This is a genomic window from Candidatus Clostridium radicumherbarum (assembly GCF_045310525.1).
Lineage (GTDB): Bacteria > Bacillota > Clostridia > Clostridiales > Clostridiaceae > Clostridium_AT > Clostridium_AT radicumherbarum.
Genome location: NZ_JBJHZY010000002.1, coordinates 616,905 through 631,510 on the forward strand (window position 1 = coordinate 616,905; position 14,606 = coordinate 631,510).

The 14,606-nt window shown below is 32.3% G+C and carries 14 protein-coding genes and 2 pseudogenes; 8 read left to right on the forward strand and 8 right to left on the reverse strand.

What is annotated here, in order from left to right:
• Positions 1-96: 96 nt before the first annotated feature.
• On the reverse strand, positions 97-639 hold the full coding sequence (locus tag ACJDUH_RS12655) for a GNAT family N-acetyltransferase (protein WP_406765565.1): 543 nt from the start codon (positions 637-639) through the stop codon (positions 97-99).
• Positions 640-981: 342 nt separating this feature from the next.
• Here ACJDUH_RS12655 and ACJDUH_RS12660 point away from each other — a divergent pair, with 342 nt between their 5' ends.
• Positions 982-1,758 (forward strand): hypothetical protein, encoded by a 777-nt coding sequence (locus ACJDUH_RS12660; protein WP_406765566.1) that lies wholly within the window; start codon positions 982-984, stop codon positions 1,756-1,758.
• Positions 1,759-1,798: 40 nt separating this feature from the next.
• On the opposite strand, the pseudogene ACJDUH_RS12665 reads toward ACJDUH_RS12660, so the two are convergent.
• From ACJDUH_RS12665 to ACJDUH_RS12685, 5 genes and pseudogenes are all read right to left on the reverse strand, one after another.
• Positions 1,799-1,894, reverse strand: a pseudogene (locus ACJDUH_RS12665) (HAD hydrolase family protein); the annotation flags it as partial.
• Between the two features lie 108 nt (positions 1,895-2,002).
• Positions 2,003-2,461, reverse strand: coding sequence for a hypothetical protein (locus ACJDUH_RS12670; RefSeq protein ID WP_406765567.1), 459 nt, complete (start codon positions 2,459-2,461; stop codon positions 2,003-2,005).
• A 35-nt stretch (positions 2,462-2,496) separates the two neighbouring features.
• Positions 2,497-3,004, reverse strand: a pseudogene (locus tag ACJDUH_RS12675) (peptide deformylase).
• A 95-nt stretch (positions 3,005-3,099) separates the two neighbouring features.
• Entirely contained in the window at positions 3,100-3,672 is a 573-nt protein-coding gene (locus tag ACJDUH_RS12680) for an NHL repeat-containing protein (RefSeq protein ID WP_406765568.1), read from the reverse strand.
• A gap of 322 nt (positions 3,673-3,994) precedes the next feature.
• Positions 3,995-4,798 carry a Cof-type HAD-IIB family hydrolase gene (locus tag ACJDUH_RS12685; protein WP_406765569.1) on the reverse strand — a complete coding sequence of 268 codons (804 nt, stop codon included), beginning with the start codon at positions 4,796-4,798 and terminating at the stop codon, positions 3,995-3,997.
• A gap of 282 nt (positions 4,799-5,080) precedes the next feature.
• Here ACJDUH_RS12685 and ACJDUH_RS12690 point away from each other — a divergent pair, with 282 nt between their 5' ends.
• The 5 genes from ACJDUH_RS12690 (at position 5,081) to ACJDUH_RS12710 (ending at position 10,541) form a co-directional block, all read left to right on the forward strand.
• Positions 5,081-5,842, forward strand: coding sequence for a DeoR/GlpR family DNA-binding transcription regulator (locus tag ACJDUH_RS12690; RefSeq protein ID WP_406765570.1), 762 nt, complete (start codon positions 5,081-5,083; stop codon positions 5,840-5,842).
• A gap of 66 nt (positions 5,843-5,908) precedes the next feature.
• A complete protein-coding gene (locus ACJDUH_RS12695; RefSeq protein ID WP_406765571.1) occupies positions 5,909-6,493 on the forward strand; it encodes a TetR/AcrR family transcriptional regulator in 585 nt (194 codons plus the stop codon).
• Between the two features lie 215 nt (positions 6,494-6,708).
• Positions 6,709-8,649, forward strand: coding sequence for a bile acid Fe-S flavoenzyme BaiCD (gene baiCD / locus ACJDUH_RS12700; RefSeq protein ID WP_406765572.1), 1,941 nt, complete (start codon positions 6,709-6,711; stop codon positions 8,647-8,649).
• Positions 8,650-9,157: 508 nt separating this feature from the next.
• Complete coding sequence (locus ACJDUH_RS12705; protein ID WP_406765573.1) at positions 9,158-10,075, forward strand: DUF7916 family protein; 918 nt, start codon at positions 9,158-9,160, stop codon at positions 10,073-10,075.
• A gap of 88 nt (positions 10,076-10,163) precedes the next feature.
• On the forward strand, positions 10,164-10,541 hold the full coding sequence (locus tag ACJDUH_RS12710; RefSeq protein ID WP_406765574.1) for a VOC family protein: 378 nt from the start codon (positions 10,164-10,166) through the stop codon (positions 10,539-10,541).
• A 113-nt stretch (positions 10,542-10,654) separates the two neighbouring features.
• Here ACJDUH_RS12710 and ACJDUH_RS12715 read toward each other — a convergent pair whose 3' ends face one another.
• Both ACJDUH_RS12715 and ACJDUH_RS12720 read right to left on the reverse strand, forming a co-directional pair.
• The gene (locus tag ACJDUH_RS12715) at positions 10,655-12,046 is read right to left on the reverse strand and encodes a Na+/H+ antiporter NhaC family protein (RefSeq protein WP_406765575.1); all 1,392 of its coding nucleotides are present in this window, start codon (positions 12,044-12,046) and stop codon (positions 10,655-10,657) included.
• Positions 12,047-12,218: 172 nt separating this feature from the next.
• A complete protein-coding gene (locus ACJDUH_RS12720; RefSeq protein ID WP_406765576.1) occupies positions 12,219-12,800 on the reverse strand; it encodes a hypothetical protein in 582 nt (193 codons plus the stop codon).
• Positions 12,801-13,002: 202 nt separating this feature from the next.
• Between ACJDUH_RS12720 and ACJDUH_RS12725 the strand changes: the two genes are divergently transcribed.
• Positions 13,003-14,016 (forward strand): PLL family lectin, encoded by a 1,014-nt coding sequence (locus ACJDUH_RS12725; RefSeq protein WP_406765577.1) that lies wholly within the window; start codon positions 13,003-13,005, stop codon positions 14,014-14,016.
• A 282-nt stretch (positions 14,017-14,298) separates the two neighbouring features.
• Positions 14,299-14,601 (forward strand): hypothetical protein, encoded by a 303-nt coding sequence (locus tag ACJDUH_RS12730; protein ID WP_406765578.1) that lies wholly within the window; start codon positions 14,299-14,301, stop codon positions 14,599-14,601.
• Positions 14,602-14,606 lie beyond the last annotated feature (5 nt).

A 14,606-nucleotide genomic window follows, 5' to 3' on the forward strand; every position in this document is an offset into this window, starting at 1 on the left:
ATATAAGTAAATAATCTGCTGCTAACAAAAAAACACGCTTTAATGCGTGTTTTTTGTTAATTTGTAGTGGCATGGGGACGTTTCTCGTGCCACATATTAGATATTATCAGAAATGATAGCAAATGTCTGATGGTCTTCCCATTGACCATTAATCTTTACACCCTTTTGTTCTATCCCTTCCCTATGAAAACCTGCCTTTTCTAATACTCGCATAGAACCTACATTGCTTAACATAACACCTGCATCGATGCGGTGTAGTTTTAATTCATTAAACGCAAATTCAACTGCTAAAGAGACTGCTTCTGTTGTATACCCCTTACCATTATATTGCTTGTCCAACGAATAACCAATTAAGCACCTTTGGAGTGCACCTCGAGCTATATTAAACAGATCCACATCACCAATCAATTTCCCGTTATCCTTTAAATAAATACCAAAGCTATAACTTTTGTCTTCTTCCCTATGCTTTATTGAGTTAGTAATATATTTGCGTTTTGAATCAAGTGTATAGTAGTCGTCAGCATAAGTCGGGGAATATTTCTGAAATAGCTCACTATTTCTTACATGCAAATCAAGTAAAGCTTCTGCATCTGAATTCTCAAAAAAGCGAATATAAATTTTATTTCCTGTAAGATCCATATTAATATACCCTCCATTATACAAATCCATTATAAATTTATTGATGAGTGATTAACTAATATCTATATATATTATACTATTAGTTACTTTTCCCTAACAACTATACCTTAAGATTGCCTCCTTTTAAATATTCATTGTTTGTTGAAATGATCTCAATTTCCCTGCAAGCAGGCGGTTTAAGATTCTTTGAAATTTGTAAATTTGATATTTAAAGATTAATATGTGTTATAATTATCTAAGTTAGTCTTTTTTTGACTTTATTTAAAGATACAGATAATAATTTATTATTTGTATTATAAAATTAAAATTGATTTTTTATGAGTTAGTTTAAGGGGGATGAAGATGGAAGAAAATAATTTATATTTTTTAAAACCTTGGTTGAAAATTTTGGTTAAAGTATTAGCTACCCTATGTATGCTTACATTTGTTATTATTTATAAAAAAAATGCAGATGGCAATATTCTAGATATTATCTTAATAATCGTTGCTATTATACTAGCTGTATATGTATATATTTATTTCATTCTCAATAAAAATAAAAAATACATATATAAGGGATTCCAAACTGAAACTTCTAGAGAACTATTAAATTATTACGATAACATTTTTAGTAAAACAAATACAAAAATTAGTGATAATGACGCTGTGTTAGTATCCTGTAAATGTTTAATATGTTGCTTTTATGGCGAGTTTGATAAAGTTAAGCAAATGTTAAATGAGATAAATTGGAATGCTAGAAATCCATACGTCCAATCTCAAGAGCTGTTGGTTAAAGCAACAGTTTGTTATCTAGAATCAGAAAACTATGAAGAGGGTCTAAGATTATCAAGGTTAAATGAAAAGTTAGGAAATATATCAATTCCGATTCCTGGCAAAAAAATAGAACAAAGCATTTCTAAAACATATATAATAATTGGCGAATTATTAAATGGTAATTTAGACAATAATTTAATTGAGTCTTTGGAAGCCTATTACAAGAAATCTCAAATACCTCATAAACTTTTAATTGCTTCTTGTCTTGCAAAAGTATATTTAAAAATGAACATGACTGAAAAAGCCGAAGATAAAATTCTATACTGTAAACAAGTTGCACCATATTGCAAAATCTTATTTAATTAAACAATAATGATTGTAAGTGATATTTTAGCTTAAAAGTCACTTACAATATAAATTTTTCTATGGCTTTTGCCACTCCATCATTATCATTGTCTGAAGTTATATATTGAGCTTCTTCTTTGACTTCCTTTATAGCGTTTTCAAAATTAATAATATCCTTATTTTTTAAAATTATTTTGTGATAATAAACCTATTACTCCTGAAAGTATAAACAAAACTATTCTTCATAATAAATCCACCTTTATTATCAGTTAACCGGTAATATTAACTCCAATACCCTCTTTTCAATATTTATATTGGGATTGTTTTTGCACCTCTCAATAATAAGTCTAATCAATATTTCATAATCCTTTATAAGATACCTAATACCTATTGTTCTAAGTGGTCTATAGACTGCCATATCTTCAGATGTTAATAGCCATACTGTGATTTGGAAATCCTCCATGCCTTTTTCAAATATAACAGCTTTTATATCTTTCCAAAATATAACTCTTGTCCTAAAAGATTGCTTATAAATTAATCTATCTTCTTCAACAATTATTTTTGTATTAATTGAATCAATTATAACCAGTATACCAAATATATAAGAAGAAATAACAAATAACCATGACCATATTGTACTATAAAGTAAACTTACTAATGCTAATCCTGCAAACATTATTAAAACATATTTATATGTTCTAAATGATAATTTAAAAGTTTTCATATGCGCTCCTTGTACCTTGCAATTACATAATTTCCTTATAAAAAGCACTCTGACTTATCTTTATTTATTCTGAATGACTTGCAATCAATTGCTCTTTGAACAGCTAATATGCCATCAAGATGATCATACTCATGTTGTATTAACTCTGATAAATCACCAGTAACCTCTAAAACGCAATCCTTCCACTCCAATTCTTTGTAATAAATTTTGCACATCTTATGCCTATATAATCTAACTTCTACCCCGGGAAAACTCATACAATCATCCCACATTTCAAATTCTTCATCATCAAAAAACTTAAGTATTGGATTGATTAAAATTATTGAGCTGTCATTAAAATTGATATATATTATTCTAAATGGTTCATTGATTTGAGTTGCAGCTATTGCCCTTCCAAATCCGTATTTTTTTCTGAAAGCCATCATTGTATCATGTAAATCAGTAACTAATTTGTTTAGCTTAATCAATTTCTTCTTTTAATATTTCTTTACAGGTTTTATACAAACTTCCATTTCCTAATAAGAGTATTTCTCTTAAAGCCATTTTTTTTGCTCCTTAGTTTTATTATATTGTAACTATCAGTCTTTTTTAATCTTTCTTTAATCTTACAAAAACCAATATTACTATTACGAAAAAAATCATAAAAATATAGGGATAAATGCTTTTAATACCCATAATAATAATGGAATCTTATATATTATATTCTGTGTTCCATCTGGAGTAATTTTTATTACTTTTGTATATCCCAAAACATTACTTAGCTCATATTTATTTCCTTTCGAATCTGTTTTTATTTTATCAGCCATTTTATATTCATAATAAGCTTTATTATCATAATCCTCTTTCTCTTGTGTTATATAACCTTCCTTATTATAAACTATTATCTTATCTTCCCTAACAAGAGCAACATTTAAATTGTCATTACTGTCTATTTTCATTTCAAAAACTCCATAAGTTTTAACTCTAATGCTATTATTAAAGACTCCTGAAGCATTGTAAATGTTTATTTCTCCAGCCAAACCTATGTAAATATTCCCTTTGGAGTCTACTTCTAAGCCTTTAGGAATAAATGGCATAATCTGTTTATTTGTCTTGTAACTTTCATTATTTATCAGTTGTTCCGCTTTAACATTACTAATACTTATGTTGAAAAATATTATTACCACAATAAGTGATGATAGCCTTTTAATTACTGAATTAATAAATTTCATTTATCCGCTCACCTTCTTTATTCAAAGCTGTTTTTATAGTTGAATATTAAAGAGTTTGTCTATCTTGTGAAAAAAACAGCCTTACAAAAAAGAGACCTCTGTTTTGAAGTCTCTAACATTGCGCATTAATCCTAATTTCATAACCATATAAAAGCATTTTCTTAAATTAAACTAATGCCTTTAGTTGCAGAAATTTTAAAGTAATTCTTCATAACTATATTATATCATATAAAAATCGGAAATTATATGCATGCATTTTTATTTATTATTAACGATGGACATGCTAATGATTCACAAGAACCATTCCATGCCACACAGGTGCCTACAGTATAAATTTTTCTATGGCTTTTGCAACTCCATCATCATCATTGTCTGAAGTTATATATTGTGCTGCAGCTTTGACTTCCTCAATAGCATTTCCCATGGCTATTCCTAGTCCAGCATAAGTTATCATTTCAATATCATTAGCTTGATCCCCTATGCATATAACTTCTTCCTTTTTAATCCCTAGCTTATCTGCTAAGACTTTTACACCATAGCCCTTATTGCAATCTTTATCCATTACTTCTAATATTATTGGCATTGTTTGTACCACATTATAGTCACTGAAAAATTTCTTTGGCAGTTCCTGTATTTTTTGAGGAAGCATGTCTTCTGTTTGAGATAATAATATCTTTGCAATCTCAGCCCCATCTTCAAGATCTGCATCAATATCAACCACTTTAACAGGAGTTCCAACAAACTTTGTCTCAAACCTTGAAAGTTCATTTTCTTCTGCTGCAATTACACCTTCATGGGTATATCCGATCATATTTAGTCCAAATTTCTTGCTTAATGAATGAACTTTTTTAAAGTCCTTGCCCCTTAAGCCTTTATAAGCAATACATTTAAAATCACTAGTTCTGTAAATTGTGCCGCCATTATTTGCAATAAGGTATTGATTTTCTCCTGTTAAATTCACTTCCTTTAGATAGTTTTCCAGACCCTTTAGTCCTCTTCCAGAGGTTATAACAACCTTAGTACCCTTTTTTATGGCCTTTTTAATTGCTTCTTTATTAGTACTGGAAATTATTTTATTACTATTTAGTAATGTACCATCCATATCAACTGCTAAAAGTTTATACATATAAAAATCCCCCGTCCTTCCACTTTTGCATTAATTAGGCATCTTCTTACGCAGCTATATTGCTGCGCAAAAAGATGCCTATAATATAATGTATAACGCTAGGCCTGACCCTATTACGCTAGATTATATCAGCCATTAAAGCTTGAATATTAATTATCATTTGTTAATGTTTAATATCATTGTATACCATTTATAATTATTTTTCAAGGTATTTTAATAATTTAATAATAATGTTATAATAATAATAAACAATAATACTAAATGATAATAATGAGGTACAAAATGTTTACTGAAGAAAGACATGAACAGATCTTAAATTTACTTAATAAAAATGGCAGAGTAAAGGTGAAAGACCTAAGTGAAATCTTTAAGGTTACTGAAGGTATGATAAGAAAGGATCTTCAAAGATTAGAAAAAGAAGGTGCTTTAAAGAGGACCTATGGTGGAGCTATTCTTAATAGAGAAATTTCCAAAAGCAGCCCTATTACTACTAGAATGAACGTAAGCTTAAACAGTAAAGAGATAATTTCCAAGAAAGCCTTCGATTTAATTGAAGATGGGGATGTTATTTTTATTGAAGCCTCTAGTATAAACTATTTGTTAGCCAAGTTAATAGCTAACAGCACTAAAAAGCTGACTTTAATAACTAATATGGTTATAATCACTCCCCTTTTTTATGATAATGAAACCGTAACCTTAATTTGTATCGGCGGGATTTATGATAATAAATCCGGTGGAGTTATGGGTTCAGATGTAATTAAAGGTGTATCAAAATATTACTTCAATAAAGGTTTTTTAGGAAGCTCAGGTGTGAATTTAAATTCAAGCAGTGTAGGTACCGCCACCTCAGAAGATGGTAATATTAAAGAGCTTATAGTTAATAATAGCAAAGAAGTATTTTTACTTGTAGAAAAGGATAAATTTAATTTAGATTGTACCTATAACTATGCTTCTTTAGAGGATTTTGATGCTGTAATTACAGACTCAGACATTACTGAAGAAATTAGAGATCAGTTAAAAAAATTAACTGTTAAATTAGTATAACTGAGGTTATCAGTAACTTGGAAGAACATTTTTAAGAGATATAGCCTTAAGAGGAGTTTTTAATACATGAGAGAATTAAAGAGTATAGAAGAGAAAATTTTAGATAGAGCGTTGTATTTAATAAGTAAAAATAGATCCAGTGATGTATCCATACGTGCTATAGCAAAAGAAGCAAAGGTGAATGTAAGTGCCATTAATTATTATTTTCGCACAAAGGAAGAAATGCTTAGACAGGTAAAGGAATTTTATATCACTAATACCAGTATTATTTCTTCAATGCTGGATAATGAAGAATCTGATGAAGAAGAACGACTTATATTAACTGCCAATGAAATAATGGAGTATACTTTAAGATTTCCTGGAATAACTGCAATATTACGAGAAGCAGCAAGTTTAAAAGATGAGGATGACATATCTAAGAAAATAATGAAAGCCTCAAAAGATATGAATGATAAAATAGAGAAAATATTATGTAATATTATTAAAGGTAATAGCCTTAGCTGTAAATATAATCAAATGATTTTTATGTCTTCTATTATTTATCCAATTGAAAATGAAGATATTATTAATTTTGAGGAAACTATTATAAAAAGCAGAGATAGCAGAATAGAGTATATCAAATATATAATAAATGCTTTAAAGAGAGCTTAATATTTTAGCTGTAAAAAGGCTATTGAGCAAATAGTCTTTTTATTATATAAAAAATTAAAACAAAATGTTTTAAACATATTGATTTAGATTGTTAAATATTCTATAATTCACTTATAGATAAACTATATATTTTAAGAATATAAGCCATTAATAAATATATTAATGGTGATTTTTAAAAGAAATAATGTTAAAAAAATAACTTTTGGAGGGTTCTTATGGTATTCAGCAAACTTTTTAGTCCTGTAAAAATTAGAGGTTTAGAGTTAAAAAACAGAGTAGTGTTTCCTGCAATGGGAACAAAAATGGCTTCTGAGGATAAATTCGTTACAGAGCAGCTTATTAATTATCACACAGCTAGAGCAAAAGGCGGATGTGGATTAAACTTTACAGAGGTATGCTCAGTGTATGCTCCTGCTTCACCTAGAAAATTCCTTGCAATATGTGATGATAAATATATTCCAGGGTTAAAGAAGCTTACAGCTGCTATTCATGAAGCTGGTGGAAAAGCAGGTGCTCAGCTTTGGCTTGGCGGAACTGCTGCTGCTCACGGCGATCCAACACAAATGATAGTTATACCTAGTGATTTGCAGGTTCCGGGAACAGAGTATACAATACCTGGTGCAAGCCTTGAAACAATTGTGGAAGCAGTTAAAGCTTTTGGCAAGGGTGCTAAAAGAGCAGTTGAAGCTGGGTTTGATACTGTAGAATTTCATGCTGGACATAACTACACCCCTCATTCATTTTTAAGTCCATTTTTTAATAAGAGAACCGACGAGTATGGTGGAAGCTTAGAAAATCGTGCAAGATTTTTAATTGAATGTATACATGCTATCCGTGAAAATATACCTGAAGCTATGCCGCTATTTATGCGTCTTGACGCCCAAGACGACTATTTAGAGGGCGGCCTCACCATTGAAGAGGTTATCGAATTTTGTAAATTAGCTAAAGAAGCTGGAGTTGATGTGCTGGATGTATCTCGTGGAAACTTCTCCAGTGCTGCAATTAAGTACGAGGTTCCACCAATTGATTTACCAAGAGGCTTTAATGTAGAAAATGCAGCAAAAATAAAGCGAGAGACAGGTATGCTTACAATTGCAGTAGGAAGAATAAATGATCCTCTACAAGCTGAAGAAATACTTGAAAGCCAAAAGGGCGACATGGTTGTAATGGGACGTGCTCAACTTGCAGATCCAGAGTTTTGCAATAAAGCTGAATCAGGAAGAGTAGACAGCATAGTTAGGTGTGTTGGCTGTAATCAAGGCTGCTATGATGGTTTTGTATCCACTGAAGCACCTTTTATAACTTGTATGAGAAATCCAGCATTAGGCAGAGAAGCAGACAATGCTCTTGTAAAAACTGATACTCCAAAGAAGGTTTTAATAGCTGGAGGAGGTGTGGCCGGACTTGAAGCTGCATTGACTTTAAAAAGAAGAGGACATAATCCAATAATATGTGAAGCTTCTAATTCTCTTGGAGGGCAGTTTGTACTTGCAGGTGCTGCTCCTAGAAAGGAAGAAATGAAGGAAGCTGCTATTTCCATGGGTGAACAGGCAGCACGAGAAGGAGTTGAAATTAAACTTAATACTCCTATCACCACAGAACTTATTGAAGAAATAAAGCCTGATGAGGTTATTATAACTATAGGTGCTGCTCCTATGAATTTAAATATACCAGGTGGAATCTTGCAAAAGGTAACAAACTCCCACGACGTACTATCAGGAAAATCTGCTCCTTCCGGTAAGGTTGTAATTATAGGTGGAGGTCTTGTAGGACTTGAAGTTGCTGAATACCTTCATGGAAAAGCAGAGGAAATTACTGTAGTTGAAATGCTTGATAGAGTGGCTAAGGATTTAGGTCCTTTACGTAATATATGCGTTATGGAAAATCTATACTCATCTGGTATAAAGACAATAACAAATGCTAAGTGCATTGAAATAACAGAAGCTGCTGTTGTTATTGAAAGAATGGGAAATAAAGAAGAAATTGCATGTGATTCAGTTGTTGTTGCCATCGGAGCAAGAGCACGTAGCTTTGAAACTATAAGCAAGTATTGTGAGCTAAATGGAATACCATGTCATGCAGCGGGTGATGCAGTACGTGCTCGCAGAGCTCTTAATGCAGTGGCTGAAGCTAATGAAATTGCAAGAAGAATTTAGTTATAGAATTAATCTACAAAAATTCTCTTCAAAGTAATTTAGCGAGATAAATACAGATAAGCCCTAATTTATAAAATTAATATAAGTAAATAGCATGGAAGAAGCCTCCCATGCTATTTGTCATATTAAATTATTTTTAATTTTTTTTAGGCAAATATTATTGTATAATCATTAAAGAAGCACAATTTTATATGAAAATATTTAGCGATGTGATAAATATACATTTCAACAAAAACACTACAGTATATTTTAGAAGTGATAAATACACATTTAAATTTATTTCCACAAGAGTATAAAGCAAGAAAGAATTAGGTATAGTTTGATAAAGTATTTTTACTTGTAACAATGGATATATTTAGATTGTACCTATAACTATGCTTCTATAGAGGATTTTGATGTCCTAATTACAGACTCTGACATTACCGAGGAAATAAGAGAAGATATAAAGAACCTTGATGTTAAGTTAATATAATTTTAAATATAATAATTTATTTATGGAGGTATTTTTATGACAAAGCGTTTATTAGATTGCAGTGCTTCTGATTTTACTAAGATGAATAAAACAAATATATTACAATCAATTGAGGCAAGTGAAGGAAGAGTTTTAGTTTCAGAAATAATTGGTGTATTCGATCATGACTTTTCTTCTATTAGCTGTGCAGAATATGCTGCTGCCTTTGGTGCAGATATTTTATTATTAAATGTATTTGATGTTTTTAACCCTGTTTTTCATGGAATTCCAAAGGTGGACAAAGAAAATATAATTAAAGAAATAAAGAGACTTACTGGAAGATTAATTGGCATTAATTTAGAGCCTGTAGAAAATGAGCAAGAGACAATTGGAGAAATTTCTGCTATATCAAAGGGAAGACTAGCAACTGTAGATGCAGCAGTTACCGCTAATAAATTAGGTGCTGATTTGATACTTTTAACAGGAAACCCTGGTACAGGAGTATCAAACAAGGCTATTATCAGCTCACTAAAAAGCATTAATGCAGCTCTAGGAGATAAGATTATTTTAGCAGCTGGAAAAATGCATGCAGCTGGATCCCTAAAGGAATCCGGGGAAAACATTATTACAAAAGAAGATATAAAAGAGTTTGTTAATGCAGGTGCAAATATAATTTTACTGCCTGCACCTGGTACTGTTCCTGGCATTACCATGGAATATGTCAGAGAGCTTGTAACTTATGCACACAGCCTAGGCGCTCTTACCTTAACTTCAATAGGAACCTCACAGGAAGATGCCGACTCCGAAACCTTAAAGCAGATTGCCCTAATGTGCAAAATGACTGGAACAGACTTGCATCACATTGGAGATGCCGGTAGTAAGTCTGCTCCACCAGAAAATATTATGAATTATAGTATAGCAATAAGAGGAAAAAGACATACTTTTAACAGAATGGCACGATCAATTAATAGATAGGTATCGACAAACGGGCTTTACCGGGTTGCTTGTAAATGGAATGAGCGCTCTTAAACTGCCCCGTGTTTCGACGAAAGGAGAAAAGATAATGTTCAAAAGTGCAAATACAACTATAGAAACAGCAAATTTTAAAAAGGCAGTAAAGTTTTACGTGGAGACTTTAGGGTTAAATTTGCAATCTGAGATAGAAGGACATTTAGCTCAGGTTGAGGCACCTGGTTTAACAATTTGGATAATACATCCTGATGGAGTAGAGGATCTCCAGCCTGTGACAACAGAAAATATTTCTTTTGGCTTTGAAGTAGAAAAACTAAATTTAGAAGTAGAACATCTAAAAGCTAAAGGCATTAAATTTAACCGCTTCATGGATTCTGAAACAACTAGATTTGCCTATTTTAATGATCCTGATGGTAATTTACTTTACTTAATTGAGTTAAAGCCTCAAGCTGGTGAAGCTATAAAATAAAGGAACTCTTATTAGTGGTACACCCCAAATGCCAGTCATTTGAGGTGTTTTTTATTTTTGGAGTTACTAACTGTAGGTTGTCCAAACTAGCGATTCTAATTTTTTTCATGTCTTTATATTCTTGAACTTTCCAGCTCTCTTACCTGTTTTTTAGTGAAGAGTCTGCTCCCATAGGCAAAAATTACTGTTATTATAGGTGACAAATAACATAGTACGGAATAAGGTCCATAGGCCAAAGTTGGAATACCTGTGGTTATAACTATAAATATTGAATTTACATTCCAAGGAATAAGGGGCGATATAATTGTTCCTGTATCTGCAATAGTCCTAGCTAAGGTTGTATTCTCAATACCTAATTCACTATATTTATAGCTCAAAAGCTTTCCAGGCAGAATAATGCCAATAGTTTCATCACTTATTAGCGTCATAATGCAGCTTATAAGCCCAGTTTTTATAATTAGCCCTTCCTTTGTTTTAATAGTTCCTGTAAGCCTATTAATTATAGGAATTATAAGTCCGGATTCTTGAAAAATGCTGCTTAGGCTAATTGCGCCAGTTATAATTAAGAGAATGTCTATCATAGACCTCACCCCTCCGCTGACTAAAACTGTATTTAATACAGCAGAATCAGTGACAGCCTTATATCCATTAAATACTGCAGCTATAACAGTATAAAAGTTTCCCTTCTGCAGGCCAATAGAAACAGCAATTCCAGCTATTAAGGTTAAAGCTACTGCCTTTACCATTTTTACTCCTAGAAAGGCCATTATTATAATGCCTAAAGGCAGCATTAATACAAAGGGTGATATAACAAAACTTCTGTTTATTGCGGTGGTAAAATTGTCAATGCTAGAATTTACAAGCACCGCAGTATACCTTTTCCCTGCAAAATAATATATAAGAGCAGTTAAAAAATAAGTTGGGAGAAAGGTCTTAAGCATGGAGAGCAGCGTTTTTTTACTGCCTACTTGTACAGACTCAAGTGTGAGATTAAAAAGACTTGATATAGGTGAAATCTTATCAGCTATAAATGCTCCTGATACTATAGCTCCCATAAGAAGATATTCAGGTATCCCAAATACCTTTGCTAGTCCTAATAATGCAATGCCTACACTGCTTACAGTTCCTATAGCAGTTCCCATAAAAATTGCAACTATGGAGGTTAAAATAAAGGCTGCAAATAAAAAATTGGTGCCCTGCATATATTTTAGTCCATAAAATAACATAGTTGGTACAACCCCTGAGGTCATCCATATAGAAATCATGGCCCCTATTAATGCAACTAAAATAAACAATGAGATGCATTCAGAATTACCCTTTTTAATCATATTGAATATTTCAGATATGGAAAATCCGCTTTTTATAAGTATAAAGGAAGCGGCAGCAATGCTTGCCAGAAAGCCGTAGAATAAAAATATTTTAAATATAATACAACTGATTATTGAAATAAGTGTAAGAATTAAAATTATATATATATTTCTTTCTGAAACTTTATTTTCTTTCATGATAATCCCCCTATGTAGAAACGTCCTAATTATATAATATCATTTAAAACTATGCTGTGAAAGCGGTGGCTGCAGCTTTATGGATAATATAGTAAATGTTTAGCTAACTTCCACTTTTGCTATCAAAAAATGCCGATAGAATGTATCTATCGGCATCTTTACATTGATTAATTTATAGAACCTGGACAGCAAAGGCTGTAGATTGCGGAGGAATACTGAGTGTCATAAAGGTTGCAAAATCTATTCTTACAAGCTGACCTACCCTTATATCTCGTAAGCTTATTCTATTGCCGCTTCTATCCAAAATAAGTGTTGAATTTGTTATGACAAATCGCATTTGACTATATATATCATCAGCAAAACCTGTGTAAAGAAATCTATTTATAACATCAACCTCCAGCACTCTGTCCGTTTTAGAATTGAAAGGCCAATTTTTATAACTGACAACTATCTTAAAAGCCTCTGATTGTGGAGGAATGCTTTTTGTCATTTTAGATGAAAAATCAGCATCTACTATCATCCCTACTCTCAAATTATTAAATGAAAAATTTTCCCCAAATGGGCTTAGTATTATTGTATTGGGTCCTACAGTCAAAGTAACAAGATTATTCTGAAGCATGTTATTGGGGCCTACAGTTACATATGATATTGTTACATATCCTGTCCCGCCATCTGTATAAATTCTTGTAATAGTACTATCTCTAACTCTAATAACATTTTCATTTTCTTGGTTAGAAACCCTTAAATTATCCATATTTCACCTCATAAATAGTTGCTTTTATGTTGAAAGTACGCCAAACAATTACACATAATTTCCTTTATATATTATTACTATCCATAATATCTTATGGATTAAAGTGGAAAAGTGCTACTATTCCTGTAACAAGTTTTGCAGCTAACCATAAAATAAATGTGATGAGGATTTTTATCCATAGCAAAAACTACTGGAGGTTTCAATGTATAATAATCATTATTTTTATTGTCCTTATTACACACCTGAAGATGCTTACTCTTTTTTAGATACACAGCTAAGAAATTCTGGTTACAATGATGCTTATGATGGACCTGAAGATATTGATTCATTTTATGAAGAAGATGTAGAAGAGGTTGTAAATGGTGATTCAGATGCTGGCAGCATGAATGATCCTACTACCTTAAGCAGCAGATGGAGCAGCTGGGAGAGCCTTGGTGGTGTTTTAGCTTTTGCGCCTGGTGCTTCTTCACGGGCATCTAACAGACTTGATACTTTTGCAACTGGAACTGATAGCGCTTTATATCACAAATGGTGGGATGGTTCTCGCTGGAATGGCTTTGTAAATCTTGGTGGAATATTAACATCTGCCCCTGCTGCTGTTTCCTGGGGAAACAATAGGATTGATGTATTTGGCAGAGGTAGAGATAATGCACTTTGGCATATTTTCTGGAACGGCACCAGGTGGAGCAGATGGGAATTCCTTGGAGGAAACTCAACCTCTTCTCCTGCTGTTTCTTCGTGGGCACCTAACAGGCTAGACACTTTCGCAAGAGGCGTGGACAATGCCCTATGGCATAGATATTGGAATGGCTTACGATGGAGTAATTGGATACGTATAGCTGGGAGATTAACATCTTCTCCTGCTGCTGTTTCCTGGGGAAACAATAGAATTGACGTATTTGCACGTGGTCAAAACAACCAGCTCATTCATATATGGTGGAATGGAACTAGCTGGAGTAGATGGCAAGACCTTGGTGGGTTCTTAACTTCAGGACCTGCAGTTTCTTCTAGGGGCTCCAATAGACTTGAAGTATTTGCAAGAGGCCGAAACAATGAATTAATCACAAGGTCTTGGGATGGTTCTCGCTGGAGTGGCTGGAGTAGCCTTGGCGGTAATATAACCTCCGATCCAGCTGCAATATCTTGGGGTCCAAATAGAACTGATGTATTTGCTAGAGGTAAAGACAATGCAATGTGGCATATTTGGAGAAACTAGCTGCAAAGCAGCATCTGGCATGGGGACATTCCCTCTGCCAGTTTTTTTACGAATAGAAATTTAATACATATATTGTATATATGTTATAATTTAACTTAAAGAGGTATAAATACTATATGATTCTATCATAATCCTAAAATTTAGTTAATTAGTACTAATTATGAATGGAGTGAACAAAATATTTAATATAACATCATCAATCACTGAAGCATATGTCAGTAAATCAGTTGTTGAGCAGCCAATTGAGGCAGTATAATATTCAATGGGAGGTTTTTAAATTTAATGGCAGATGTTGACTATGCTGCATGTAAGCAAATGTCTTTAGATGAGTGTAAACAGATTACAAAAATGACTAAAGATTTTATAGTAAAAGAAACTGAATCCCATCCGATAATGGATAGTGGTTATGATCAATTAAACATTAGGCTCAAATTTGACATAAACAGAGATAGCTATGTTTTTGAAAGCCCTTATTGGGTTTCTACTGAAATCCCCAATGATAATCCAAATACTTCTGTAGAGAATAACTATACGAAATGGTACTTTAATATTAATGATATATTACAAACTACATTTGAGTTTTAAGTGAG